At 71.1% G+C, this 25,057-nt stretch carries 24 protein-coding genes; 17 read left to right on the top strand and 7 right to left on the bottom strand.

The annotated features are described in order from the left end of the window. Positions 1 to 10 precede the first annotated feature (10 nt). The 3 genes from GEV26_RS17330 to GEV26_RS17320 all read left to right on the top strand — a co-directional run bounded on the left by GEV26_RS17330 (position 11) and on the right by GEV26_RS17320 (position 2,372). Positions 11 to 652, top strand: coding sequence for a histidine phosphatase family protein (locus GEV26_RS17330; RefSeq protein ID WP_153654800.1), 642 nt, complete (start codon positions 11 to 13; stop codon positions 650 to 652). Between the two features lie 159 nt (positions 653 to 811). Then, positions 812 to 1,612: an SDR family NAD(P)-dependent oxidoreductase gene (locus GEV26_RS17325; RefSeq protein ID WP_153654799.1), complete on the top strand. Its 801-nt coding sequence runs from the start codon at positions 812 to 814 to the stop codon at positions 1,610 to 1,612. A 1-nt stretch (position 1,613) separates the two neighbouring features. Further along, positions 1,614 to 2,372: an SDR family oxidoreductase gene (locus GEV26_RS17320; protein ID WP_153654798.1), complete on the top strand. Its 759-nt coding sequence runs from the start codon at positions 1,614 to 1,616 to the stop codon at positions 2,370 to 2,372. 174 nt (positions 2,373 to 2,546) lie between these two features. On the opposite strand, the gene GEV26_RS17315 is transcribed toward GEV26_RS17320, so the two are convergent. Further along, complete coding sequence (locus GEV26_RS17315) at positions 2,547 to 3,719, bottom strand: DUF4185 domain-containing protein (protein WP_194839908.1); 1,173 nt, start codon at positions 3,717 to 3,719, stop codon at positions 2,547 to 2,549. Between the two features lie 39 nt (positions 3,720 to 3,758). Between GEV26_RS17315 and GEV26_RS17310 the strand changes: the two genes are divergently transcribed. The 3 genes from GEV26_RS17310 (at position 3,759) to GEV26_RS17300 (ending at position 5,607) form a co-directional block, all read left to right on the top strand. Continuing rightward, positions 3,759 to 4,715 carry a hypothetical protein gene (locus GEV26_RS17310; RefSeq protein WP_153654796.1) on the top strand — a complete coding sequence of 319 codons (957 nt, stop codon included), beginning with the start codon at positions 3,759 to 3,761 and terminating at the stop codon, positions 4,713 to 4,715. Next, positions 4,690 to 4,938, top strand: coding sequence for an SDR family oxidoreductase (locus tag GEV26_RS17305; protein ID WP_153654795.1), 249 nt, complete (start codon positions 4,690 to 4,692; stop codon positions 4,936 to 4,938). Before GEV26_RS17310 ends, GEV26_RS17305 begins: the two co-directional genes overlap by 26 nt. Positions 4,939 to 5,031: 93 nt before the next feature. Beyond that, a complete protein-coding gene (locus tag GEV26_RS17300) occupies positions 5,032 to 5,607 on the top strand; it encodes a hypothetical protein (protein WP_153654794.1) in 576 nt (191 codons plus the stop codon). A gap of 156 nt (positions 5,608 to 5,763) precedes the next feature. Here GEV26_RS17300 and metX read toward each other — a convergent pair whose 3' ends face one another. The 4 genes from metX to GEV26_RS17275 all read right to left on the bottom strand — a co-directional run bounded on the left by metX (position 5,764) and on the right by GEV26_RS17275 (position 10,117). After that, positions 5,764 to 6,873, bottom strand: a complete 1,110-nt coding sequence (metX, locus tag GEV26_RS17290) for a homoserine O-acetyltransferase MetX (protein ID WP_153654793.1) — start codon at positions 6,871 to 6,873, stop codon at positions 5,764 to 5,766. Next, positions 6,870 to 8,159: a bifunctional o-acetylhomoserine/o-acetylserine sulfhydrylase gene (locus GEV26_RS17285; protein WP_153654792.1), complete on the bottom strand. Its 1,290-nt coding sequence runs from the start codon at positions 8,157 to 8,159 to the stop codon at positions 6,870 to 6,872. Before GEV26_RS17285 ends, metX begins: the two co-directional genes overlap by 4 nt. Before the next feature lie 107 nt (positions 8,160 to 8,266). Next, entirely contained in the window at positions 8,267 to 9,586 is a 1,320-nt protein-coding gene (locus GEV26_RS17280; protein WP_153654791.1) for an ATP-dependent 6-phosphofructokinase, read from the bottom strand. A gap of 33 nt (positions 9,587 to 9,619) precedes the next feature. Continuing rightward, positions 9,620 to 10,117, bottom strand: coding sequence for a PaaI family thioesterase (locus tag GEV26_RS17275; RefSeq protein WP_153654790.1), 498 nt, complete (start codon positions 10,115 to 10,117; stop codon positions 9,620 to 9,622). Positions 10,118 to 10,188: 71 nt separating this feature from the next. Here GEV26_RS17275 and GEV26_RS17270 point away from each other — a divergent pair, with 71 nt between their 5' ends. The 4 genes from GEV26_RS17270 to GEV26_RS17255 all read left to right on the top strand — a co-directional run bounded on the left by GEV26_RS17270 (position 10,189) and on the right by GEV26_RS17255 (position 13,496). Then, complete coding sequence (locus tag GEV26_RS17270) at positions 10,189 to 10,659, top strand: winged helix-turn-helix transcriptional regulator (protein ID WP_153654789.1); 471 nt, start codon at positions 10,189 to 10,191, stop codon at positions 10,657 to 10,659. A 94-nt stretch (positions 10,660 to 10,753) separates the two neighbouring features. Then, a complete protein-coding gene (locus GEV26_RS17265; RefSeq protein WP_153654788.1) occupies positions 10,754 to 11,404 on the top strand; it encodes an SIMPL domain-containing protein in 651 nt (216 codons plus the stop codon). 115 nt (positions 11,405 to 11,519) lie between these two features. Then, a complete protein-coding gene (locus tag GEV26_RS17260; protein WP_194839907.1) occupies positions 11,520 to 12,593 on the top strand; it encodes an alpha/beta hydrolase fold domain-containing protein in 1,074 nt (357 codons plus the stop codon). A 102-nt stretch (positions 12,594 to 12,695) separates the two neighbouring features. Next, entirely contained in the window at positions 12,696 to 13,496 is an 801-nt protein-coding gene (locus GEV26_RS17255; protein WP_153654786.1) for an NPCBM/NEW2 domain-containing protein, read from the top strand. Between the two features lie 51 nt (positions 13,497 to 13,547). Here the strand turns inward: GEV26_RS17255 and GEV26_RS17250 are convergent, their stop codons facing one another. Both GEV26_RS17250 and GEV26_RS17245 read right to left on the bottom strand, forming a co-directional pair. Further along, positions 13,548 to 15,239 (bottom strand): DUF3352 domain-containing protein, encoded by a 1,692-nt coding sequence (locus tag GEV26_RS17250; RefSeq protein ID WP_153654785.1) that lies wholly within the window; start codon positions 15,237 to 15,239, stop codon positions 13,548 to 13,550. Positions 15,240 to 15,320: 81 nt separating this feature from the next. Beyond that, positions 15,321 to 15,872 carry a PepSY domain-containing protein gene (locus GEV26_RS17245; RefSeq protein WP_153654784.1) on the bottom strand — a complete coding sequence of 184 codons (552 nt, stop codon included), beginning with the start codon at positions 15,870 to 15,872 and terminating at the stop codon, positions 15,321 to 15,323. 150 nt (positions 15,873 to 16,022) lie between these two features. On the opposite strand from GEV26_RS17245, the gene GEV26_RS17240 reads away from it, so the two are divergent. Genes GEV26_RS17240 through GEV26_RS17210 form a run of 7 tightly spaced genes read left to right on the top strand, consistent with a single transcriptional unit; the run spans position 16,023 to position 25,042 of the window. Further along, on the top strand, positions 16,023 to 16,634 hold the full coding sequence (locus GEV26_RS17240) for a TetR/AcrR family transcriptional regulator (protein ID WP_243838813.1): 612 nt from the start codon (positions 16,023 to 16,025) through the stop codon (positions 16,632 to 16,634). Then, entirely contained in the window at positions 16,631 to 17,422 is a 792-nt protein-coding gene (locus GEV26_RS17235) for a TIGR03084 family metal-binding protein (protein WP_153654783.1), read from the top strand. Before GEV26_RS17240 ends, GEV26_RS17235 begins: the two co-directional genes overlap by 4 nt. After that, on the top strand, positions 17,419 to 19,209 hold the full coding sequence (locus tag GEV26_RS17230) for an acyclic terpene utilization AtuA family protein (protein WP_153654782.1): 1,791 nt from the start codon (positions 17,419 to 17,421) through the stop codon (positions 19,207 to 19,209). The genes GEV26_RS17235 and GEV26_RS17230 overlap by 4 nt, the downstream gene beginning before the upstream one ends. Beyond that, positions 19,206 to 20,345: an acyl-CoA dehydrogenase family protein gene (locus GEV26_RS17225; protein ID WP_153654781.1), complete on the top strand. Its 1,140-nt coding sequence runs from the start codon at positions 19,206 to 19,208 to the stop codon at positions 20,343 to 20,345. The genes GEV26_RS17230 and GEV26_RS17225 overlap by 4 nt, the downstream gene beginning before the upstream one ends. Position 20,346: 1 nt before the next feature. Continuing rightward, complete coding sequence (locus tag GEV26_RS17220; RefSeq protein ID WP_153654780.1) at positions 20,347 to 21,939, top strand: acyl-CoA carboxylase subunit beta; 1,593 nt, start codon at positions 20,347 to 20,349, stop codon at positions 21,937 to 21,939. Beyond that, the gene (locus GEV26_RS17215) at positions 21,936 to 23,882 is read left to right on the top strand and encodes an ATP-binding protein (protein WP_153654779.1); all 1,947 of its coding nucleotides are present in this window, start codon (positions 21,936 to 21,938) and stop codon (positions 23,880 to 23,882) included. The genes GEV26_RS17220 and GEV26_RS17215 overlap by 4 nt, the downstream gene beginning before the upstream one ends. Beyond that, positions 23,879 to 25,042 carry an acyl-CoA dehydrogenase family protein gene (locus GEV26_RS17210; protein ID WP_153909789.1) on the top strand — a complete coding sequence of 388 codons (1,164 nt, stop codon included), beginning with the start codon at positions 23,879 to 23,881 and terminating at the stop codon, positions 25,040 to 25,042. The genes GEV26_RS17215 and GEV26_RS17210 overlap by 4 nt, the downstream gene beginning before the upstream one ends. Positions 25,043 to 25,057: the final 15 nt, after the last annotated feature.

Genomic DNA, 25,057 nt, shown 5'->3' with positions numbered 1-25,057 from the left:
GCTCCCGGGCATGGGCTCCATCCACCTCATCCGTCACGGTCAGGCCTCCTGGGGCGCAGCCGACTACGACCAGCTGTCCGAGCTCGGGTCCGAGCAGTCGGCAGCGCTCGGCATGTCGTGGGAGGCGTCGGGCTGGGCGCCCACGTCGGCCGTCGCCGGCGGGATGAAGCGGCACGCGCAGACCGCGATCTCCACGATCGACGCGAGCGGCCAGGGCGACGGCTACGACGTGGACCCCGGCTGGGACGAGTTCGACCACCTCGCGCTCACCCGGGCCCACGACCCCGCGGCGCTCGCGGCCGATCCCAAGGCGTTCCAGGCCTCGCTCAACGACGCGCTCGCAGCGTGGCGTGCGGGGGCACCGGGCGCCGGTGAGACGTACGAGGACTTCCGCGGCCGGGTGATGGACGCGTTCGAGCGGGTCGTCGAGCAGGCCGGCTCCGGGCAGCGGGTCGCGGTGTTCACGTCGGGCGGGCCGATCGCGCTGGTCGTCTCGCACCTGCTGGCCGGCGACGACTCCCTGTTCCAGAGTCTCAACGACGTCGTGATCAACGCGAGCGTGACGACGGTGATCGTCGGGCAGACGGGTCGACGGCTGCTGGCGTTCAACGAGCACGGCCACCTCCCGAAGGACATGGTCACGTTCCGCTGAGACTGAGGGCGCTCCGCGCCCGAACGTCGAAGCGCGCCAGCGCAGCGTGAGCGTTCGCGGCGAAGCCGCCAGCAGCGAGGCGTGGCGAGCCGAGTCGACAACCCGACCTCGGGGCGAAGCCCAATCCGATCTCGCCCAAATACCACTAGTATCTGAACCATGCAGATCCTCCCGCAGTCTCGCGTCCTCATCACGGGCGCCGCGTCCGGTCTGGGCCTGGCCCTGGTCCACCGGCTCATCGAGCGCGACTGCCGCGTCCTCGCGACCGACGTCCACACCGAGGCCCCGGAGTCGCTGCGCGGCCTGACCGGCGTGACGTACCGGCGGCTGGACGTCACGCAAGACGTCGACTGGTCCACGGCCTACGAGTGGGTCGTCGAGGAGTGGGACGGGCTGGACCTGCTGTTCAACAACGCCGGCGTCGCGGCCGGCGGACGCATCGAGCTGTCCGAGATGGACCAGTGGCAGTGGATTGTCGACATCAACCTGCTCGGCGTGGCGCGCGGCTGCCGGACGTTCACCCCGATGCTGAAGCAGCAGGGCAGCGGGCACATCGTCAACACGGCATCCGCCGCGGGGCTGATCCACCCGCCGCGCATGAGCGAGTACAACGCGGTCAAGGCCGGCGTCGTGGCGCTGAGCGAGACCCTGCTGCACGAGCTCAAGCCGTACGGCGTCAACGTCTCGGTGGTGTGCCCGACGTTCTTCCGCACCAACCTGACCGAGTCGCTGCGCGGCAAGGACGAGGCGTCGCAGAAGATGGCCGCCAAGCTCATCGACCGGTCGCGGGTCAGCGCCGACGACATCGCCGGTGAGGTGCTCGGGGGCGTCGAGAAGGATCGTCACCTCATCCTGACCGACCGGGACGGGCGGATCGCGTACGCCGCGAAGCGATTTGCGCGTCCGCTCTACTACCGGATGATGGCCAAGGCCTCCACCAAGATGTCGAAGGGCGACTGACATGCGCACGAACGTTCTCATCACCGGCGCGAGCTCGGGTCTGGGAGCCGGGATGGCCCGCATCCTGGCCGCGAAGGGGCACCACCTCGCGCTGACCGCCCGGCGCGTCGACCGCCTCGAGGCCCTGCGCGACGAGCTGATCGCGGCGCACCCGGGGATCGAGGTCGTGGTGCACGCGCTCGACGTCAACGACCACGACCAGGTCTTCGCCGTGTTCAAGCAGGCGATCAGCGATCTCGGCGGCCTGGACCGGGTGATCGTCAACGCGGGCCTCGGCAAGGGCGGGCGCATCGGCACGGGCAAGTTCGCGGCGAACAAGGAGACGGCCGAGACCAACTTCATCGCGGCGCTCGCGCAGTGCGAGGCGGCCATGGAGCACTTCTACGAGCGCAAGTCCGGCCACCTCGTCGTGATCTCGTCGATGTCGGCGATGCGCGGGATGCCGTCGTCCATGACGACGTACGCCGCGACGAAGGCCGGCATCGCGATGATCGCGGAGGGCATCCGGTCCGATCTCATCGGGCGCAAGGGTCTGGACATCAAGGTCACGACGCTCTACCCCGGCTACATCGCCTCGGAGATGAACGAGGGCGTGCAGCAGGAGACCCGCATGATGGTCGACACCGAGACGGGCTGCCGCGCGCTGGTCAAGAAGATCGAGGCCGAGGTCGTCGACGCCGCGGTGCCGGGATGGCCGTGGGCGCCGATCGGCCAGGTCATGAAGCACGCACCCTTGGGCATCGTCCGCCGCCTCGTCTGACCCCCCGCCGACGAGTCACGCACGGTCGCCGACGAGTCGCGCACGGACGCTGACGAGTCACGCACGGACGCTGACGAGTCGCGCACGGTGGCTGAGGAGTCACTGGCGGGATCCGTACGTGACTCCTCACTGTCCGTACGTGACTCGTCGGCGAACTTTGCGACGGGAGGTCGGTCAGGGGGTGGGGAGGGTGACGCGCAGGAAGCGGGGCCGGTAGAGGAACGGGTTGTCGTCGACGCGGGCGACGTCGGCGTTGTTCTGGCTGTACGAGACCACGACCGTGCCCTTCTCGGGGAGCAGGTCCGGGTGCGCAAGCGGCATGTAGCGCAGTGTCCCCGACCGCTCGTCGGACGGGATCCGCGCGACCGTCGGCCCCGCGACGAACGGTCCGGTCGGGCCGGGCGCCGACCACACCACGAGATCGGTCCCGAGGAACTCGTCCCGCTTGCTCACCGCGTACCACCGGCCGTCCTGCTCGAAGACGCTCAACGTCTGCGACACCCCACCCTGGGCCGGGATGAGCACCGCCGCCCGTGACGCGTCGCGCTGCCAGCGACTGCCGTCCCAGTAGCGCAGCCGGGACGGCTCGAGGATGTCGTCCGGGCGGATCCGCGCCACCTGCAGCGAGTAGCCGAACGCCGATCCGTCGTTGGCCGTGCCGTACAGGTAGACCCAGCCGTCCTGCACCGCCGACGCCGCGCCCCACGTCGGTCGCGTGGTCCCCGCGAGGTCACGGCCGATGTCGCGGACCCGGATCAGCTGGGGCGTCTTCCCGGCCGGCACGATGAACACCGCGATCGCCGGGCCGAGGTTCTCGAACGCGAGCGCGCCGTCCGGTGCCGACGCCCCGCGTACGCGCTGGGCCGCGACACCGACCAGGTCGTAACCGGGACGCTCGACCTTGGCCACCGACATCGGCCAGTAGCCGACGCCGTCCTTGCGGTCGGGGATCAGCGCGCCGTGGTCGGCAGGCAGGACGACGTCCGCGCAGCCGTCCCGGAACAGCAGCATCGAGTTGCGGACGAACCGCTGCCCCTCGAAGTCCCGGGCCCTCAACGTGTCGCCGAAGACCCAGAGCCGGCGGCCGTCCTGCAGCGTCACGTCCGCGCCGACGTCCGCGCCCTGGAACTCCGAACCACCGCGGACCTTCGTCGCGAGCCGATTGAGGTCCTTGACCGAGGTGAGGGGACCGACCGGCAGGCAGCTCGTCTCGGCGGCTGGCGCGACGGACATCGGCTCGGCGTCCTCCGGCCCCGGGGCGAGCGCGACCGCCGCAAACATCGCCGCAGCGGCGGGCAGGGTGACTGCCACGACGCGCAGCCGCCACGGCAACCAGCGGATCCTCATGGGGCAACGCTCGCACATGTCCCCCTAGGCTCGGTGCCTGTGGGACGACGAGCAGCGGTGTGGGTGGCGCTCGGGCTGATGCAGCTCGTGGTCGTGGTGACCCTCGCGCTGGCCGGTCCCGACGCCTCCCCTCACGCCGCGCCGATCCGCATCGTCGCGCCGCCGGTCGTCGCGGCCTCGTTGGTCGACAGCGCGAACGCGCTCGACGGGCGTCCGTTCAGCGCCCGAGCGCTGACGACGGCGGACGAGGCGCGAGCCAGTGTCGCGAGCGGCCGCAGCGTCGCCGCCGTCGTGGTGGACCTGAGGAATGAGACCGACGTGCTGTACGTCGCGTCGGCCAACGGCGAGGACCTCAACCGGGCGATCGTCCGCGAGGTGGCCCGGGTCGAAGGGGCGTACGGTCGCAGGGCCGACGTTCGCGACGTGGTGCGGGCCGACCGCGGGGACGCCGATCACCGACGGGTCTACCTGCTGACCGGCCTGGCCGTCGCGACCGGCCTGGTCGTCGCGATGGTGAGCACGTGGAGGCGCGGGCCGCGGTCCGAGATGCTCGCCGCGGGTGCCCGCCGCCTCGCCGTGAACGGTGCGGCCGCCGTGGTGATGGGCGGTCTCCTCGCGGTGTACGCCGGCCACGCGTACGGGACGGGCCTCGCGGGGTGGTGGCTCGTCCTGGCGCTCACGATCTTTGCCGTGAGCGCGACGACGTACGCGTTCGAGTCCCTGTTCGGCGTGATCGGCATCGGTGTGGCCGTCACGGTGCTCGTGCTGGCGGCGGCCCCGCTCGTCACGCTCGTGCACCCGTTGCTGCTGCCCCAGCCGTGGGCCGCGATCACCCCTTGGCTGCCGCACGGCGCGGCCCTGGCGGCCGGGACGAGTCAGGCGTACTTCGGCGCGGACCAGCTCGTTCGGCCAGTCGCGGTGCTCGTCGCGTGGTCCGTGCTCTCCGTGCTCACCAGCATCGTGGCGCGTCGTGAACGGCTCCGGGACGCTACGTGACTCGTCGGCGCCCGTACGTGACCAGGATCTGGACATCAAGGTCACGACTCCCTACCCCGGCTTCATCGCCTCGGAGATGAACGAGGGCGTGCAGCAGGAGACCCGCATGATGGTCGACACCGAGACGGTCGCCGCGCGCTGGTCAGGACGATCGAGTCCGGGGACGCCGATCGGCCAGGTCACGAAGCACGCACCCCTGGCCATCGTCCGCCGCCTCGTCTGACCCTCGCGACTCACCGCTGCACCGGATGCGGGTGGGGCCAGCTCGTGCCACGGTGGAAGGCGACAGACTGGCACACACACCTCGGAGGATCTGATGAGCTCCACGCCCCCACCCAGCGGTCCTGGCGGATACTCGTCCTATCCCGGCTTGGGCGGAGAGCAGCCCGGCAGCCCGTACGGCGCGTCACCCGGGCCCGCGGACGTCCCGCAGCCGGCGTCGGTCCGCACGGCCGTCCGGCTGATGTGGGTGGGTGGCGGGCTGAGCCTGGTGGGACTCGCGGTGTCTTTGGCGACGTTGGGCGGGACCACCGACGACATCCGCAGGCAACTGCGCGAGGACGATCCGAACATGAGTCAGTCGGCGATTGACGCGGCTGTCACGATCGGCATCGGCAGTGCGGTGGTCGGAGGGGTGATCGGGGCGGCGCTGTGGGCCTGGATGGCGTGGAAGAACGGTCAGGGTCGGTCGTGGGCTCGGGTCGTCGCGACGGTCCTGGCCGGGATCAATATCGTGTTCACCCTGGGCGGTCTCGCGCTGGGCGGCACACAGACCTTCGCGATGGTCGTGTCGCTGATCAACCTTGCCCTAGCGGTCGTGATCCTGGTGCTGCTGTGGCGCAAGGATTCGAGCGAGTTCTTCGCCGCGCACTCGGCACAGAAGTACGCCTGAGGTCGCGAGGCAACCCTGCGCCGCCCGGGAGTCACTTTTTCCGACGAGGAGTCACTCTGGCTCGCGCGAGTGACTCGTCGGCGCCCGTGCGTGACTCGTCGGCGCCCGTGTGTGACTCGTGGGCGCCCGTGCGTGACTCGTCGGCGGACTGGGGAGTCAGGCGAGGAGGGCGCGGGCGAGCTCGCCGACCTGGTCGGCCTCGATGAGGAAGCCGTCGTGGCCGAAGGGTGACTTCACGACCTTGAGCGGCCCGGACCCCGGGATGAGATCGGCGAGCAGGCGCTGCTGGTGGATCGGGTAGAGCCGGTCGGAGTCGATGCCCGCGACGACCGTACGGGCGGTGATCCGGCCCAGCGCGGCCTCGACGCCGCCGCGGTCGCGGCCCACGTCGTGGCTGTCCATCGCGGACGTCAGCACGACGTACGCGCCGGCGTCGAAGCGGCGGACGAGCTTGGCGCCGTGGTGCTGCAGATAGGAGTCGACGGCCCACCGGTCGTCCGCCTGCACCGTGCGGCCGAACCGGTCCTCCAGCTCGCCCTCGCTGCGGTACGCGATGTGGGCGATCCGGCGGGCGAGGTCGAGACCGGCCAGCGGGCCCTGGGGGCCGTCGTAGTAGTCGCCGCCGAACCAGTCCGGGTCGTTCTGGATCGCGGCGACCTGCGTGCGGGACAGCGCGATCTGCTCCGCGGAGGCCGCAGCCGACGTCGCGAGGAGGAACAGCCGCTCGACGCGATCGGGGTGCTCCACGGCCCACTCGAGCGCGCGCATGCCGCCGGCCGAGCCGCCCACGACGCCGTGCCAGCGAGGGATCCCGAGGACGTCCGCGAGAGCCGCCTCGGCGCGCACCTGGTCGCGCACGGTCAGCGCGGGGAACGAGCCGCCCCACGGCAGTCCGTCGGGATCCGGCGAGGCCGGCCCGGTCGATCCCTGGCAGCCGCCCAGGATGTTGGCGGCCACGACGAAGAAGCGGTCGGTGTCGATCGGCAGCCCCGGTCCGACGACCGCGTCCCACCAGCCGGGCGTGGGGTGGCCGGGTCCGGCAGGACCGTGCACGTGGCTGTCACCCGTGAGCGCGTGCAGCACGAGCACCGCGTTGGTCCCGTCGTACGTCCCCCACGTCTCGTACGCGAGGCGTACGTCGGGGAGGGTCGTCCCGGAGTCGAGCGCGACGTCGCCGATGTCGGCGAACAGCCGTGAACCCGGGGGATCCCCCTCCCGCCACGCGCCGGTGACGAGAGAGGGATCGATGCCGGGGACCAGGCTCACTTGGCCGCGCGGAATCCGGCGTCGAGGTCGGCGAGGATGTCGTCGATGCCCTCGAGGCCGACCGCCAGGCGTACGAGCCCCGGAGTGACGCCGGTCGCGGCGTGCTCCTCGGGCGTGCCCTGCGAGTGCGTCGTGCTGGCCGGGTGGATCGCGAGGCTGCGGACGTCACCGATGTTGGCGACGTGGCTGAACAGCTCGAGCGCGTCGATGAACGCGCGTCCCGCATCGATGCCGCCGGGCAGCTCGAACGTCAGCACGGCGCCCGATCCCTTGGGCACGTACTTGTCGGCGAGCGCCTTGTAGGGGCTGCTGTCGAGGCTCGCCCACGTGACCGTCGCGACGTCCTCGCGCGCCTCGAGCCACTCGGCCACCCGGCGGGTGTTCTCGATGTGGCGCTCCATGCGCAGGCTCAGCGTCTCGAGGCCCTGGGCGATGAGGAAGGCGTTGAACGGGGAGATCGCGGGGCCGACGTTGCGCAGGTACTGCACGCGCAGCTTGCCGATGAACGCCGCCGGTCCGAGTGCCTCGGCGAACACCAGGCCGTGATAGCTCGGGTCGGGAGTCGTGAAGCCGGGGAACTTGTCGCCGTGCGCGGCGTAGTCGAACGTGCCGCCGTCGATCACGACGCCGGCGATCGCGGTGCCGTGACCGCCGATGTACTTCGTGGCCGAGTGCACGACGGTGTCGACGCCGTGCTTCAGCGGGTTGAGCAGGTACGGGGTCGCGACGGTGTTGTCGACGATGAACGGCACGCCGACCTCCTTGGCGACCGCGCCGATGGCCTCGAGATCGAGGATGTCGCCCTTGGGGTTGCCGATCGTCTCACCGAAGAACGCCTTGGTGTTCTCCTGCGCGGCCGCGCGCCAGGCATCGGGGTTGTTGGCGTCCTCGACGAACGACACCGTGATCCCGAGCTTGGGGAACGTGTGGCGCAGCAGGCTGTCCGTGCCGCCGTAGAGGCTCGCGGACGCGACGATGTGGTCGCCGGCCTCGGCGACGTTGGTCAGCGCGCCGGTCGTGGCGGCCTGTCCGGAGGCGAACAGCAGCGCGCCGACTCCGCCCTCGAGCGCGGCGAGGCGCTGCTCGACGGTGTCCTGGGTCGGGTTCATGATGCGGGTGTAGATGTTGCCCGGCTCGGCGAGGCTGAACAGGTCGGCCGCGTGCTGGGTGTCACGGAACTGGTACGACGTCGTCTGGTAGATCGGCAGAGCGCGCGCGCCCGTGGTCGGATCCGGGACCTGTCCGGCGTGGATCTGCTTGGTCTCGAATGACCAGGTGTCGCTCATGGTGTCTCCTGGAGAGTCTGGAGGTCGGTGCCCTCCAGTGTCTCAGCGTCTCAGCAAGTGACAAGGGCATCTCACGATGTGGTCAAACCCGCCGCGCGAGCGGGTCCCTAGGACATCGAGAACGGCTGGGCGGTGCTCTCCAGCACCGAGAGCCAGAGGTCGCCGTCGGGGGAGACGCTGTGCGAGCCGGACGTCACGAACGGGATCGGGACGTTGACGAAGCGGTGACGCCGGCGGCCCACGACCATGTCGGTGCGCCCGGCCATCGCCGCGTGCACCGCGGTCTGCGCCAGTCGCGTGCAGTAGACCGAGTCCGAGGCGTCGGCCGGGACCGAACGGATTGCGTAGCCGGGGTTGAAGTAGCGCATCGTGAGCGCCTGGCCGCGGTTGGCGAAGTCCTTGGTGATCTGGTCGCGCAGGAAGCCCGCGATGTCGCCGAGCACCGCGTTGCCGCTGGCGTCCGTACGATCGCTGGCCGGGATGAGGTCCTGGCCCGCTCCCTCAGCGAGCACGATCACGGCGCTGCCACGCTCGCGGACCCGCCGGGACAGCAGCGACAGGAGGCCGTTGTCGCCGTCGAGGGAGAACTGGACCTCGGGGATGAGGACGAAGTCGGCGTCGTGGTTGGCGAGCGCGGCGTAGCACGCGATGAAGCCCGCATGGCGGCCCATGACCTTGACGATCGCGACACCGCCGACCGCGGCCTCGACCTCGACGCGCGCGGCCTTGATCGACTCCGCGGCCTTGGCGAACGCGGTCGAGAAGCCGAAGCTCTGGCCGATGTGGGGGATGTCGTTGTCGATCGTCTTGGGGACGCCCACGATGCCGATCGTCAGGCCGCGGCGCTCGATCTCCGCACCGATGTTGTGGGCGCCGCGCATCGAGCCGTCGCCGCCGATGACCATGAGGATGTCGATGCCCAGCTCGACGAGCCGGTCGACGATGAGACCGGGGTCCTGCGCGCCCCGCGAGGAGCCGAGGATCGTGCCTCCGCGCTCGTTGATCCGCGCGACGTACTCGGGCGTCAGGGAGACGATCTCGTGGCCGTTGCTCTCGACCATGCCCGCGTAGCCGTGCTGGAACCCCACGACGTCGCGGACGCCGTAGTGCGTGTCCAGCTCGAGCACGATCGCGCGGATCACGTCGTTGAGGCCCGGGCACAGGCCGCCGCACGTGACGACGCCGACCCGTGTCGTGGCGGGGTCGAAGAAGATCTTGCGGCGGGGTCCGCCGGCCTCGAACGTCGGCAGCTCCTCCAGCGGCACGCCGCGCGCCGCGATCAGCTCGAGCGTGTCGTCGTAGAGGATCCGGTCGGTCTCACCCACGTAGTACTCGTTGGTCTCGCGCCCCCCGACGTAGAGCGCGAGAGGGCTGTCGATCGTGCTCGTGCCGAGCGAGCGGACCTGGAGATCGTCGAGAGTGACCACGAGATCATGCTAGCTGAGGAAACCCTCGCGTTTTCAGGGTTGGAAGACCAGGCACGTGGACGTCGCCGTGGCGAGCAGCCGTCCGTCGGCATCGCGGATCTCGGCCTCGACGAACGCTGCCCGCGAGCCCGGCTTGGTGACCCGGCCGGTGGCGACGACGCGTCCGGTGTCGACCGTGATCGCGCGCAGGAAGCTGACGTTCAGGTCGAGCGAGGTGTACGCGGTGCCGGCCGGCAGGGTCGTCTGCACCGCGCAGCCGCAGACCGAGTCGAGCAGCGTCGCGGAGAATCCTCCGTGGACCGAGCCGATCGGGTTGTAGTGCGACTCGTCCGGCGTGGCCGCCATGACCGCGAGGCCCTCGGCGACGTCCACGACCTCGAGACCGATGTGACTCGCGATGGGCGGCGGCGGGATCGTCCCCTCCTGCATCGCGCGCAGGTAGTCCAGCCCGCTCATCGTCATGGCCTGCTCGGCCTGGGGCCGGGGGTCCACCCACGAGATGGTCTTCGTCTGCCGGGTCAGCTCGCTCATGTCCGCCTCTTTCGCTCGGGTGCCGGGCAGCGTAGCATCTGGGTCTGATATCCAGACTCAGAGGTGGACGCATGACCTGGACGGACTACGACTCCGCGGCCTGCTCGATCGCGCGCACGGCGCACGTCCTCGGCGACCGCTGGACCGTGCTGGTGGTGCGCGATCTCTTCAACGGCGTACGCCGCTTCGACGCCCTGCAGGACCACTTGGGCATCTCCCGCGACGTGCTGACCAAGCGGCTGCGGCTGCTGGTCGACGAGGGGCTCGTCGAGACCCGCCCGGTCCGGGACGAGGGCGAGCGCACCCGCCACGAGTACGTGCTGACCGATGCGGGACGAGAGCTCCGCACGGTCCTCGTCGCGATCATGGACTGGGGCGACCGCCACCGGGCGGGGGCCGCCGGGCCGCCGGTGGGGGTGCGCCACGCCGGCTGCGGCGAGGCCGTGCACGCACACCTGGTCTGCGAGGCGGGGCACGAGATCGCCCCGGCGACCCGCACCGAGCTCGTCCCGCTCGACGGCGCGCGCCTGCGGACGCGGTAGCCCCCGCCCCGATGTGCGGACTCTTGCACGGTTTCACGCCGCGAGAACGTGCAAGCCTCCGCAAATCTGGGCGGGGTGGGGCAGGATTGCCGCTATGTCACTCGAGATCACCGTCCGCGGGTCCGCCGAGCAGCAGCATCCCGCCGAGCGCGCGACCGTCGCGATGGCCGCCGTGGTCGAGGGCGATGACAAGCAGACGGTCTTCGCCGACGCGGTTGCGATCCAGGAGCCGTTGTCGGCGCAGCTCAAGGACCTGGTCGACCTGCGTGCGGTGCACGGCTGGTCCAGCGACCAGGTCCGTGTCTTCAGCCATCGCCCCTGGGACGCCGACGGCCGGCGCGGCGAGGTGGTCCACGTCGCCCGCGTGCACGTACGCGCGGAGTTCGTCGACTTCGAGCGGCTGAGCGGCTTCCTCGACGACTGGTCCGGTGTCGACGGCGTCGAGATCGGCGGCATCTCGTGGGACGTCTCGGCCAAGAACCGTCGTGCGTACGAGGCGCAGGTCCGCGCGTCCGCGGTCGACGACGCCGTGACCAAGGCGCAGGCGTACGCCGACGCGGTGCGCCGCGGCAAGGTCGTCGCGGTGCAGCTGGCCGATCCGGGGATGCTGGCCGGCGAGGACCGAGGCGTCCCCGCGCTGCTCACCGCGGCCGACGCCCGGTCCGGTGGAGCCCTCGATCTCGATCTCGCTCCCGAGGAGATCGTCATCCGCGTCGAGGTGGATGCCCGGTTCCGCGCTGACTGAGCGTTGAAATCCCGGGCATACCGAAGGTATGGTCGGGGACATGTCGCGGTCCTCCATGCTCCCCCGGCCCACGCTCGCATCGGGACCACGGAAGGCGCGGCGCAGGTCTCGCCGAGTGCGCCTGGACCTGCCCGGTCGCGGACCCATGCGGGTCGTCTACGGCGAGGCGGTCGTCCACGAGACCTTCAGCCTCAAGGCGCGGGTGGTGCAGCGGTCGGCGCGCATCGTGTTCAAGCCGATGCTGCGCCTCATGCCCATCACCGACCGCTCGCTGCGCGTGATCCGCGGGATGGACCGGTGGTCGGCCCGGCGCCCGCGGTCGCGGCACGTCGATTTCGAGGTCCACGAGCTGGGCGGCGTGCGCGTCGAGTCCATGACTCACCGCTACGGCCCCAGCAGCGAGATGACGATCCTCTACCTGCACGGCGGCGGCTTCTTCTCGTGCGGCATCGAGAGCCATCGCCGCATCTGCGAGCGGCTCGCGCTCAAGACGGGCGCGACGGTCATCTCGGTCGACTACGTGCAGCTGCCCGAGGGCTCGGTCGCGGACTCCGTACAGGATGCCGTCACGGCGTACGCCGGGCTGCTCGAGACGTCCGAGCATCCCGACAAGGTCGTCGTGGCCGGTGACTCTGCCGGCGGCTACCTGGCGATGAAGATCGCCGAGCTGGCCGCGCGCCGCGGGCTGCAGGCTCCCGCCGCGATCCTCGGCTTCTCGCCGTTGCTGAGCGTGGATCCCGATCGCGAGGACAAGGCCGTCGTGCGCGTCACCCGCTCGCGGGACGCGTATCTGCCCGTGCAGCGGATCGCCCGGATCCGCGAGCGGTGGCTGCCCGAGGGGGCGGCGATCGAGGGGTACGCCTCACCGCTGCACGCTGCGGCGTTCATCTCCTCGCCGACGTTCTTCGTCGCGGTCGAGGACGAGATGCTGCGCCCCGAGGTCGAGGCGATGGCGCTGCTGCTTGCCGAGCGGGGTGTCGAGGTCGAGACCCACCTCTGGCGCAAGCAGGTGCACGCCTTCCCGGTCCTGGCCGACGCGCTGCCCGAGGCCGAGATGGCCCTGCAGCTCGCGGCCGACTTCGCCCGACGGGCCGTCGGCGAGCTCGAGCGTGCGGCGACTGTCGACCCCGGGGCGCACGAGGAGACCCTGGTGGGGGAAGTGGTTCCCACCCCCGAACCTGCTGCGTGAACCGGCCCCGCGGGTGCACACTGGGCGCAAGCGGACGCCGCGGCACCGCCGACGGATCGGGCTTTCGTCCTCGCCGGGCTTCCATGTCCCGAAGGAGCACCCATGCGCAAGCTCGCACTCATCACCGGTGCGGTCGCCCTCGCGATCGCCTCCGCGGCCTTCTCGTCCCAGGCGCAGGCCGCCACCCCGTACAAGGTCAGCCTCTCGGTCTCCAAGACCGAGATCAAGCAGGGCGACCGGGTCGTCTTCTCCGGCACGGTCTCGCCGGCCGCGAAGGGCACGAAGCTCAAGGTCCAGTTCTTCGACGTCGACCAGGGCGGCAACCGCTGGCGCACGGTCGCCACGACGACCGTCAGGTCCGGCGGCAAGTACTCCAAGACGGTCGAGCCGCGCGACGGCAGCACGAGCTATCGCGTCTACAAGCCGTCGGGCGCGGGCCTGTCCGGCGGTGCCAGCAGGACCGTGATCATGCGGGCGTACGCCTGGTACAAGATGGCGAACGCGCCGGACATGGGCATCGCGTACGGCGAGAGGTACATCGGTCAGTACGGTCCGCAGACCGTCGGTGGCACCGCGGTCACCCGCTACTGGTCGTCCGATGCCAATGGCGCGGGCAAGACCCGCTGGTCGACCCTGCACACGTGCAAGCTGGTGCGCGCCACCGTGGGCCTCGACGACCGGTCGGCCGCGGGCGCGGACGCGCAGTTCCGGGTCCACGCGGACGAGAAGCGCATCGTGAGCCAGCGGGTCACGCCGGGCACGACGGTCACCTTCACCGCTGACGTCCCGCGCGCCGAGACCGGCGGAGTCACCTTCAGCGCCGAGGCGCGCAACGCCGACCGACCGGTGTACGTCAACGCGTCCAAGCCCTCGTTGTACTGCGCCTTCCCCGAGGACGACTGAGCTCGCGACGGCGGGGCCCGGCCGGATCACCGACCGGGCCTCGCCTCGCGGCTACTCGAAGGCGATGCGCAGGCTCGTCAGCGAGCGGTTGCCGTCCTTCTCGGTCACCGACACGCCGACCGCGGACAGCGCCTTGGCCTCCTCGATGCCCGATCGGATCTCCTCGGGCGGATCGGCCTCGAGCACCTTGTCGAGGATCGTGCCGACGTCGAGGTAGAAGCCCGCGTACGCCTCATCGCCGTCGGGGATGACCTCCTTGAACGCCTTCACGTCGCCGAGGCTGCCGTCGGGCTCGGCCAGCGCCGCGGCGGCACCGTCGTTGGTGGCCAGGACCGCGCCGTCGTCGGTGGGCACCGCGACGAGCGCGATCCCCGCCTCGCGCGCCTGGGCCGCGATGCGCTGGACGAGATCGAGCGCCTTGGTGCGGTCCGACTCCAGCGAGAGCGCGACGTCGAGGTCGCTCAGACCCTCAGGACCCGAGATCTGGGGAAGCGTCTCGAGGTTCTTGGCGCTGATCGACAGGGTGAGGCTGTCACCGAACAGGGTCTCGAGGTCCTCGGGCAGCGCGAAGCCGGTCGCCCGCTCGAACTCGTCGATGAAGTCCTGGGCGCTGCGAGGCGGCTGCGCGGCGTACGTGCCGGTGTACTCATCGCCCATCGCGAGGCCCGGGCCGCTCCCGCCCCTGGCCCGCTGCTCGAGCCCTGCCACGCCGTTGAAGGTCGACGCGGCCTCGTCGAAGGTCTTGACGAACGTGTCGAACGTCGATCGGACCTGATCGCCCACGCCCGCCACCGACATCGCGACGACCGTGTCCGACGGGAGCTTGGCGAGATCGCCCGGGCTCGCTTCCTGCTCCTGCTGCGTCCCACTCAGCGCCGCGAGCTCCAGGGCGTTGCCGTCGACCCGCAACGTCATGGCGACGGAGCCGGTCGCCGCGAGGTCGTCCGCCTGGGCGCCGAGCTGCTGCTTGGCCTCCGGTACGTCCGCGAGCGACGCGACGTCGACCCACGCCGAGGCGATGCCCTCGCCACCCAGCTCGTCGAAGTCGTCGATGAACCGCTTCGAGTCCCCGAGGGAGGCCTTCTCGGTCGCCTTGATCGACGCGTCGACGTCCGCCTGCTTCGGCGCGAGGATCGCGTAGCCGTCGAGGTAAGCGATCCCGTACGCGTCGCCGCCGCACCCGAAGAGCTTCTTGATGCCCTCGCGCGACTTCGTCTCGTCCTTGGTCTGCACCGCGATGACGACCTTCTCGCCGTCCTTCATCTGGGCGCCGACGCCCACCCGGTCGCCCAGCCACGGCTTGACGTCGTCCTCGAAGTCGACTCCGTCGCAGCCCTTGAGCGCCTCGTCGAAGACCAGCTTGCGGATGTCCTGGTCCTCGTCGCGGATGCCGACCTGCTTCGCGAGGTCGGGGAACTTGCGGATGAGCCTGAACAGCGCGACCTTCTGGCTCGCCGACGGGTCGAGGTCGATGCGGGCGTACACCTGGGTCGACGCGGGCATGACGTCGTGGGGCTGGGCGCCGCCGCCGTCGAGCTTGTCGTAGACCGCGTACGCGCCGTAGCCGCCGCCGAGGACGAGGGCGGCCGCGACGCCACCGATCACGGCCATCTTGCCGCGTCCACGGTCGGAGCCGACCGGCTCAGGTGACGCGCCGCCCGGCACGGGGTCGGTGGGGGGAGGCGGTGGCGGTGGGGTGGGCGGTGGCGGTGGCGGTGGCGGTGGAGGAGCCTGCTCGGCCATGGACGATCCTTCCGTCGCGCGGGTGGGAGTCCGAGGAGACTATCGAAGGCTGCCGCGCTAGGGAGGGGAACCCGCCCGGCGTCAGCGATCGATCTTGGTGACCTTGAACGACCGGTCCAGCTCAACTGTGACGTCCTGTCCGTTCGGCAGCAGGACCTCGACCTCGTAGGCGTGGTCGGCATCGTCGCTCTCGCTGGTCTCGGTGACCTTGCCCGCCGGGTCGGTCGCCTTCAGTGCCGCCGCCGTGGCCTTCTTGAGCGTGGATCCGGTGAGCGGGCGGTCGTCGGGGTCGGCTGTCGCGGTCGGCGTGGGCGTCGGTTCCGTCGTTTGGGCCTCGCCGGACTCGAGGTCGGCGGCCTTGGGAGGGTTGTTGATGACCTGGAACTCCTCGTCGAGCTCCACGTCGACGTCGGTGCCGCCGGGCAGCTTGACCTCGACCTCGTACGCGTACCGGTCGTCGCCGTCGCCACGCTCGACGTCGGTGACCTCGCCCCCACCCACGTACGTGAGTGCGGCATCGGCGGCCTTGTCGCGGTCGGTGCTGCTCAGCTTGTCGTCGTCGCTCCCACCGCATCCGCTGAGCGTCAGGACGACGGCCAGCACGAGGCCGACGAGGGTGAGGGGTGTGCGCATGAGGTCTCCCGAGAGTGGTGACGGATGTGACTCCCATCACACCGGGACAGCATGAGATGGCCGTGATCGCGTCGTGAGAATCGCCTGATACTTCGTCAGAAACAAACAATCATGCTTGACTGTTTGTGATTGAGCGGCCATGCTGAGCGGGTGAGCACCGAGACCGCGCCGATCCGCGTCCCCCAGGGCGAGCGATCGCGGGCGATGCGCCAGCGCCTGATGGAGGCGACGGTCGACTGCCTCGTCGAGCTCGGCTGGTCGGGCACGACCACGACCCTCGTGAGCCGCCGTGCGGGCGTGAGCCGCGGTGCGCAGCTGCACCACTTCCCCAGCAAGCAGGCCCTCGTGGTGGCCGCGGTCGAGCACCTCAGCGACCGCCGCCGCGACGAGATGCGCCGCAGCGCCGCGCATCTGCCCGAGGAGGGTCGCACCCGCGGCGTGCTGGAGATCCTCGCCGCGCAGTTCGTCTCGCCCGTGTTCTTCGCCGCACTCGAGCTGTGGGTCGCCGCGCGCACCGACGCCGAGCTGCGTGAGGCGGTCGCACCGCTCGAGCGACGCATCGGCCGCGAGACCCACGCGTACGCAGTCGAGCTGCTCGGCATCGACGAGTCCCAGGGGGACAACCGCCAGCTCGTGCAGGCGACGCTCGACCTGGTCCGCGGGCTCGGCCTGGCTGCCTCCCTCAGTGACGACGCACGACGCCGCTCGGCGGTCCTGGACTCCTGGGCCGCCGTCCTCGACCACGAGCTGGAGATGCCATGACCGTCCTCGACGAGATCCTGTCCGACCTGACGGCCGAGAGCCTGCAGCTGGACCAGTGGGTCGCGGGCCTCCCGGCCGACGGCTGGGCCGCCGTGACGACGCCCGAGGGCTGGACCGTCGCCCACCAGATCGCCCACCTGCACTGGACCGACAGCACCTCGCTCGCCGCGATCGTCGATCCCGACGAGTTCGGCCGGATCATGCTCGCCGCCGCCGAGGACCCCTTCGGCTTCATCGACACCGCGACCGAGGAGATGGCGCTCCTGCCGCCCGAGGACCTGCTCGTCGTGTGGCGAGAGGGCCGGGTCGAGCTCGACGCGGCACTGCGAGGCGTACCGGACGGGGAGAAGATCCCGTGGTTCGGCCCGGCGATGAACCCCGCCTCGATGGCGACGGCCCGGATCATGGAGACCTGGGCCCACGGCCACGACGTCGCCGAGGCGCTCGGCATCACGGTGCCCGAGAGCTCGCGCGCCAAGCACGTCTGCCACATCGGCGTACGGGCCCGCCCGTACGCGTATCTGGTGCGCGGCGAGCAGGACCCGGGCGTCGACATCCGCGTGGAGCTGACCGGGCCCGACGGCGACCTGTGGACCTGGGGCCCGGACGACGCGGCCGAGCGGGTCACCGGGTCGGGCCACGACTTCGCGCTGCTCGCGACCCGACGTCGCCACCTCGACGACGTCGACGTCAGGGCCGAGGGCGAGCACGCCGCGCACTGGCTGACGATCGTCCAGGCGTTCGCGGGGCTGCCCGGCGCCGACCCGGTCCCCCTGGCGGACCGGTGACGTCCGTGGTCCGGATCGGCAACTGCTCGGGCTACTACGGCGACCGGCTCGGCGCGATGCGCGAGATGCTCGAGGGCGGCGACCTGGACTACCTCACCGGCGACTACCTCGCCGAGCTCACGATGCTGATCCTCGGCCGGGACCTGATGAAGGACGCGTCGCTCGGCTACGCCCGGACGTTCGTCCGGCAGATGACCGACTCGATGGCGCTGGCCAAGGACCGTGGCGTCCGCATCGTCGCGAACGCGGGCGGTCTCAACCCCGCCGGACTGGCCGCGAAGCTGCGCGAGATCGCCGCCGAGCAGGGGCTCGAGATCGCGGTCGCGCACGTCGAGGGCGACGACCTGGTCGGCCGGGCCGACGAGCTCGACCTCGGCGACGTGCTCACCGCGAATGCGTACCTCGGCGCGTTCGGCATCGCGTCGGCCCTGGAGGGAGGGGCCGACGTGGTGGTGACCGGCCGGGTCACGGACGCGTCGGTGGTCGTGGGGCCCGCGATCGCCGCGTTCGGCTGGGGCCGCGACGACCTGGACCAGCTGGCCGGCGCCGTCGTGGCGGGGCACGTCATCGAGTGCGGGACGCAGGCCACGGGCGGCAACTTCTCGGGCTTCGCGCATGTCGACATGTCGGCGCCGCTCGGCTTCCCGATCGCGGAGATCGCGGCGGACGGCTCGTGCGTCATCACCAAGCACGCGGGCACCGGGGGCGCCGTCACGGTCGACACCGTCACGGCCCAGCTGGTCTACGAGATCGGCTCGCCGCTGTATCTCGGCCCCGACGTCTCGACCCGCCTCGACACCATGACCCTGCGCCAGGACGGCCGCGACCGGGTCGCGATCAGCGGCGTCGTCGGCGAGGCGCCGCCGGCGACGGCCAAGGTGTGCCTCAACGCGCTCGGCGGCTTCCGCAACGACGTCGAGTTCCTGCTGACCGGGCTCGACATCACCGAGAAGGCCGCCCTCGTCCAGCAGCAGATGGAGTCCGCGCTCGACGCGGGCACCCGGCCCGAGACCGTCGAGTGGCACCTCGATCGCACCGACCTGCCCGATCCTGCGACGCAGGCGCAGGCGACCTCCCTGCTGCGCCTCGACGTCAGGAGTGCGCACGCCGAGGCCGTCGGGCGTACGTTCAGCGATGCCGCGGTGCAGCTCGCCCTGGCCTCCTACCCGGGCTTCAGCCTGTCGCGCCCGCCGGCCGCCGCGAGCCCGTACGGCACCTACCGAGCGGCGTACGTCCCCCAGGCCGACGTCCCGCACCGGGTCGTCGCAGCCGACGGCACCGTCACCGTCATCCCGCCGCCCACTGGCGCAACCCGATCCGCGACTGGCGCGGAAGTGGACGACTCGCCGTCCCAAAACCTCCAGGTTGCGCCACTCGCGGACCGGGTTGCGCCACTCGCGGAGTGGGCGGCGGAGACGGTGCGGGTGCCGCTGGGACGGCTGGCGTACGCCCGCTCGGGCGACAAGGGCGGCGACGCCAACGTCGGCGTGTGGATCCCGGCCGACCACCCGACCCGCGACGACGCGTACGCCTGGCTGGTCGAGCTGCTCGACGAGGACACCGTCCGCGATCTGCTGCCCGAGTCGGCGCTGCTCGACATCGAGATCCACCCGCTGCCCAACCTCGCGGCGGTCAACATCGTGATCCACGGCCTGCTCGGCGAGGGAGTGGCCTCGTCCACCCGTCTCGACCCGCAGGCCAAGGGCGTCGGTGAGTGGCTCCGTGCCCGCGACTGCGCCATCCCCACCACCCTCCTACCCCCGACGATTGCCGAGGCTGCCCTGTGAACACCTGGAACACTCCCGAACGAAACGCGCTGCGCGAGATGGTCACCTCCTTCACCGAGAAGGAGATCGCCCCGCACCTGCCGGCCTGGGAGGACGCGGGCCTGCTGCCGCGCGAGCTGCACCGCAAGGCCGCCGACGTGGGCATGCTCGGCATCGCGTTCAGCGAGGAGGTCGGCGGCTCCGGCGGAGACATCATCGACGCGACCATCATGACCGAGGCGGTCCTGGCCGCGGGCGGCTCGAGCGGACTGCTCGCGAGCCTGTGCACGCACGGCATCGCGGTGCCGCACATGGTCGACAGCGGCAACCCCGACCTGATCGAGCGTTACGTCCGACCCACCCTCGCGGGCGAGAAGATCGGCTCCCTCGGGATCACCGAGCCCGGCGGCGGATCCGACGTCGCGGGCCTCACCACCCGGGCGGTCCTCGACGGCGACCACTACGTCGTCAACGGCGCCAAGACGTTCATCACCTCCGGCGTCCGCTCGGACTACGTGACGACCGCGGTGCGCACCGGGGGCGAGGGCTTCGGCGGCATCAGCCTGCTGGTCATCGACAAGGGCCTGCCGGGCTTCACGGTCTCCAAGCCGCTCAAGAAGATGGGCTGGCACTGCTCCGACACCGCCGAGCTGACCTTCGACGACGTGCGGGTGCCTGCGAGCAACATCGTCGGCGAGGTCAACGGCGGCTTCGGGCTGATCGTCAACCAGTTCGTCAACGAGCGGGTCAGCCTCGCGACCCAGGGCTACGCCACGGCACAGCGCGCGCTCGACCTCGCGGTCGAGTACGCCCGCCAGCGCGAGACGTTCGGCAAGCCGCTCATCACCCGTCAGGTCATCCGGCACAAGCTCGTCGAGATGCACAGCCGCACCGCGGCGGCCCGGGCGATCACCCGCGAGGCCGTCGAGAAGGCCGCAGCCGGCGAGAGCCCGCTCCTCGAGGCCGTCGTGGCCAAGAACGTCTCGGTCGCCGCGTGCGAGTGGGTCGTGTCCGAGGCCGTGCAGATCTTCGGCGGCATGGGATACATGCGCGAGTCCGAGGTCGAGCGGCACTACCGCGACGCCCGCATCCTCGGCATCGGCGGCGGCGCCACCGAGGTCATGACCGACCTGGCCGCGAAGCTCCTGGCGTACTGACATGATCCGCACCGCGGTCGACACGACGTCCGACAGCTATCGGGCGAATCGCGCGCACCTGCTCGAGCGGGTCGCCGACCTGGCCGACCAGCACCGGGCGGCGATCGACGCGGGCGGGGAGCGGGCGATCGAGCGGCACCGTCGCCGCGGCAAGCTGACCGCTCGCGAGCGCATCGAGCTGCTGGTCGACGAGGACTCCCCGTTCCTGGAGCTGTCGACCCTTGCGGCGTGGGGCACGAGCTTCGCGGTCGGCGCCTCGGTCGTGACCGGCATCGGCGTCGTCGAGGGGGTCGAGTGCGTGATCGTCGCGCACGACCCCACGGTCAAGGGCGGCTCGACCAATCCCAGCACGCTGGCGAAGATCCGCCGTTCGGCGCAGATCGCGGCCGAGTGCGGGCTGCCGACGATCAACCTCGTGGAGTCCGGCGGCGCGGACCTGCCGACCCAGAAGGACATCTTCATCCCCGGGGGCGGATCGTTCCGCGACATCACCCGGGCGAGCGCGGACCGGCGCCCGACGATCGCGCTGGTGTTCGGCAGCTCGACGGCCGGCGGAGCGTACGTGCCGGGGATGAGCGACTACGTCGTGATGGTCAAGGAGGGCGCCAAGGTGTTCCTCGGCGGTCCGCCCCTGGTCAAGATGGCGACCGGCGAGGAGTCCGACGACGAGTCGCTGGGCGGTGCGGAGATGCACGCCCGGCAGTCGGGGCTCGCCGACTTCCTTGCGACCGACGAGCGCGACGCGATCCGCATCGGCCGCTCGATCGTGGCGAACCTCAACTGGCGCAAGCAGGGCACGATCCCCGACCAGGCGTACGCCGAGCCGCGGCTCGACCCCGACGAGCTGCTCGGCATCGTGCCGACCGACCTCAAGATCCCGTTCGACCCCCGCGAGGTCATCGCGCGGATCGTCGACGCCAGCGCGTTCGACGAGTTCAAGCCGCTCTACGGCTCCTCCCTCGTGACCGGCTTCGCACGGCTGCACGGCTATCCGATCGGGATCCTCGCGAACGCCCAGGGCGTGCTGTTCAGCGAGGAGGCGCAGAAGGCCGCGCAGTTCATCCAGCTGGCCAACCAGGTCGACACGCCGCTGCTGTTCCTGCACAACACGACCGGCTACATGGTCGGCGCGGAGTACGAGCAGGGCGGCATCATCAAGCACGGCGCCCAGATGATCAACGCCGTCTCCAACTCGACGGTCCCGCACCTGTCGGTCGTGATGGGTGCTTCGTACGGCGCGGGCCACTACGGCATGAGCGGGCGCGCGTACGACCCGCGCTTCATGTTCAGCTGGCCGAGCGCCAAGTCCGCCGTGATGGGCCCGGCGCAGCTCGCGGGGGTCATCTCGATCGTCGCGCGCGGGGCGGCCGAGGCGAGGGGACAGGCGTACGACGAGGAAGGTGACCTGGCGATGCGCGCTCTCGTCGAGGAACAGATCGAGAAGGAGTCCCTGGCCTACTTCACGTCCGGGATGCTCTACGACGACGGGGTGATCGATCCCCGCGACACCCGGACCGTGCTCGGCATGTGCCTGTCAGCGATCCACACCCGCCCGGTCCGGGGCGCCGAGGGATATGGAGTGTTCCGCCTGTGAGCCCGCAGATCCGCAGCGTCCTGGTGGCCAACCGCGGCGAGATCGCCCGCCGGGTGTTCCGCACGTGCCGTGAGCTCGGCATCCGGACCGTCGCGGTCCACTCCGACGCGGACGCCGGAGCACCCTTCGTCGCCGAGGCCGATCTCGCGGTACGCCTCGCGGGCGACGCGCCCGCCGACACGTACCTGCGCGGCGACCTGGTCGTCGACGCCGCGCTGCGGTCGGGGGCCGACGCGGTCCACCCCGGCTACGGCTTCCTGTCCGAGAACGCGGCGTTCGCCCGGCAGGTGCTCGCGGCCGGACTCGTGTGGATCGGTCCGGACCCGGACACGATCGAACAGATGGGCTCGAAGATCCGCGCCAAGGAGCTCATGGCCGAAGCCGGCGTGCCGATCCTGCGGGTCGACCCCGGGACGGCGACGCAGGACGACTTCCCGCTGCTCGTGAAGGCCTCGGCCGGCGGTGGCGGACGCGGCATGAGGGTCGTCGCGGCCCCCGATCAGCTGGACGGCGAGCTCGCCAGGGCCGCCGCGGAGGCCGAATCGGCCTTCGGCGACCCGACGGTGTTCGTCGAGCCGTACCTGCCGACTGCGCGACACATCGAGGTCCAGGTCCTGGCCGACCGGCACGGGACGTGCTGGGTCCTCGGCGACCGGGACTGCTCGATCCAACGCCGCCACCAGAAGGTGGTCGAGGAGGCGCCCGCACCCGACGTCAGCGATGCGGTCCGAGCGGTGCTGCACGACGCTGCGCGTGCCGCGGTCCGCGCGGTCGGCTACGTCGGTGCGGGCACCGTCGAGCTGCTCGTCTCCGACGCCCACCTCGACTCGGGGCGCGCCCACTTCCTGGAGATGAACACCCGGCTGCAGGTCGAGCACCCGGTGACCGAGGCGGTCTTCGGCCTCGACCTGGTCGCCCAGCAGATCGCGATCGCCGAGGGAGCCGCGCTCGGCGACGAGCCGGCCGGTCCGCACGGCCACGCGATCGAGGTGCGTCTCTACGCCGAGGACCCGGCCGACGACTGGCAGCCGCAGACCGGTGCCGTGCGGACGTTCGAGGTCCCCACGGGGCCCGGCCTGCGGGTCGACTCCGGCATTGAGTCCGGGTCCGTGGTGGGCATCCACTACGACGCGATGATCGCCAAGATCGTCGCCCACGGGGCGGATCGTCGTACGGCGCTGCGCCGGCTCGTCGACGCGCTGCGTCGCACCAGGATCCACGGGGTGCGCACCAACCTGGACTTCCTGCAGGCGATCCTGAGCGACGAGGAGTTCACCGCGGCCCGCGTGCACACCGCCCTGCTCGACCAACGACTGGAGGCGTGGACGCGCCCGCACCTGGATGCCGCCGCCCTGCAGCGGACCGCGATCGCAGCGGCCCTCGCGGAGGCCTCCGCCGCGGCCGCTGGGGCCCGTGTGCTCGCCCGCATCCCCGCGGCCTACCGGAACGTGCCGAGCCAGCCGCGCACCCGCTCGTACGAGCCGGATCTCACGGTGCACTACGGCGCAGGCCTCGTGCAGCACGACCTCGAGGGCGTCAGCGTCGTCGAGGCCACGCCTGGGCGCGTCGTCCTCGACGTCGACGGGGTGCGCGAGACGTACGACGTCCGGGTCGGCGAGGGGTGGGTGGACGTCGACGGTCCGCTCGGCCCGGTCGACCTGGTCCCGCTGCCGCGGTTCGTCGACCCCGCCGACGTCGTCGCGGCCGGATCGCTGCTCGCCCCGATGCCGGCCGCGGTCGTCGCCGTGCCGGTCCAGGACGGTCAGCAGGTCGCGAGGGGAGACGTCATCGTCGTCCTCGAGGCCATGAAGATGCAGCACACCATCGCGGCGCCGACCGACGGCGTCGTCACCCAGCTCTCGGCCACCCCGGGCTCGCAGGTCGAGTCCGGAGCCGTGCTCGCCGTCATCGAGGCGACCGAACCCACAGGAGATCAGCCATGACCATCGCCTTCACCGAGTCCGACGAGCGCATCGCGCTGCGTCAGTCCGTCGCCGCCCTCGGCAACAAGTTCGGCCGCACCTACTTCGAGGAGGCCGCGCGCACGGGCAAGAAGACCACCGAGCTGTGGGCCGAGGCCGGCCGCAACGGCTTCCTCGGCGTCTCGATCCCCGAGGAGTACGGCGGAGGCGGCGGCGACATCGGCGACCTCGCGGCGGTCTGCGAGGAGCTCGCGGCCGCCGGCAGCCCGCTGCTCCTCATGGTCGTGTCGCCCGCGATCGTGGGCACGATCATCACGCAGTACGGCAGCGACGAGCAGAAGCAGGCGCTGCTGCCGGGCCTGGCCGACGGCACGTCGACCTTCGCGTTCTCGATCACCGAGCCGGACGCGGGCTCCAACTCGCACAACATCATCACGACGGCGTACCGCGAGGCGGACGGCTGGCGGCTGACCGGCACCAAGACGTACATCTCGGGCGTGGACGAGGCCAGTCACGTGCTGGTGGTCGCGCGCACCGAGGACTCGCGCACGGGCAAGCTCAAGCCCGCGCTGTTCCTCGTGCCGACCGACTCCGCAGGCTTCACCTACCAGGAGATCGACATGGGCATCGTGTCGCCGGAGAAGCAGTTCACGCTGTTCTTCGACGACGTCCGGGTGCCGACCGACGCCCTGATCGGCGGCGAGGGTGCGGGCATCGAGCAGCTGTTCGCGGGGCTCAACCCCGAGCGCATCATGGCGGCGTCCTTCGCCCTCGGCACCGCGCGCCTCGCGCTGGCCAAGGCCTCGGAGTACGCCAAGGAGCGCAAGGTCTGGGATGCGCCGATCGGCGCCCACCAGGCGATCTCGCACCCGCTCGCCCAGTCGTACATCGAGATCGAGATGGCCCGGCTGATGACCCAGAAGGCGGCCGCGCTCTATGCCGCAGGTGACGTGATGCGTGCGGCGGAGGCGGCCAACATGGCCAAGTACGCCGCGGGAGAGGCGGTCTGCAACGCGGTCGACCGGGCGATCCAGACGCACGGTGGCAACGGGCTGGCCAACGAGTACGGTCTGGTGCAGATGCTGGCGGGCTCGCGCCTGTCGCGCATCGCGCCGGTCAGCCGGGAGATGGCGCTCAACTTCGTCGCCCAGTTCTCGCTCGGTCTCCCCAAGTCCTACTGAACCGCAGACGGAAGG

Source organism: Aeromicrobium yanjiei (assembly GCF_009649075.1).
Lineage (GTDB): Bacteria > Actinomycetota > Actinomycetes > Propionibacteriales > Nocardioidaceae > Aeromicrobium > Aeromicrobium yanjiei.
This window is presented reverse-complemented; position numbering and strand designations above follow the sequence as displayed.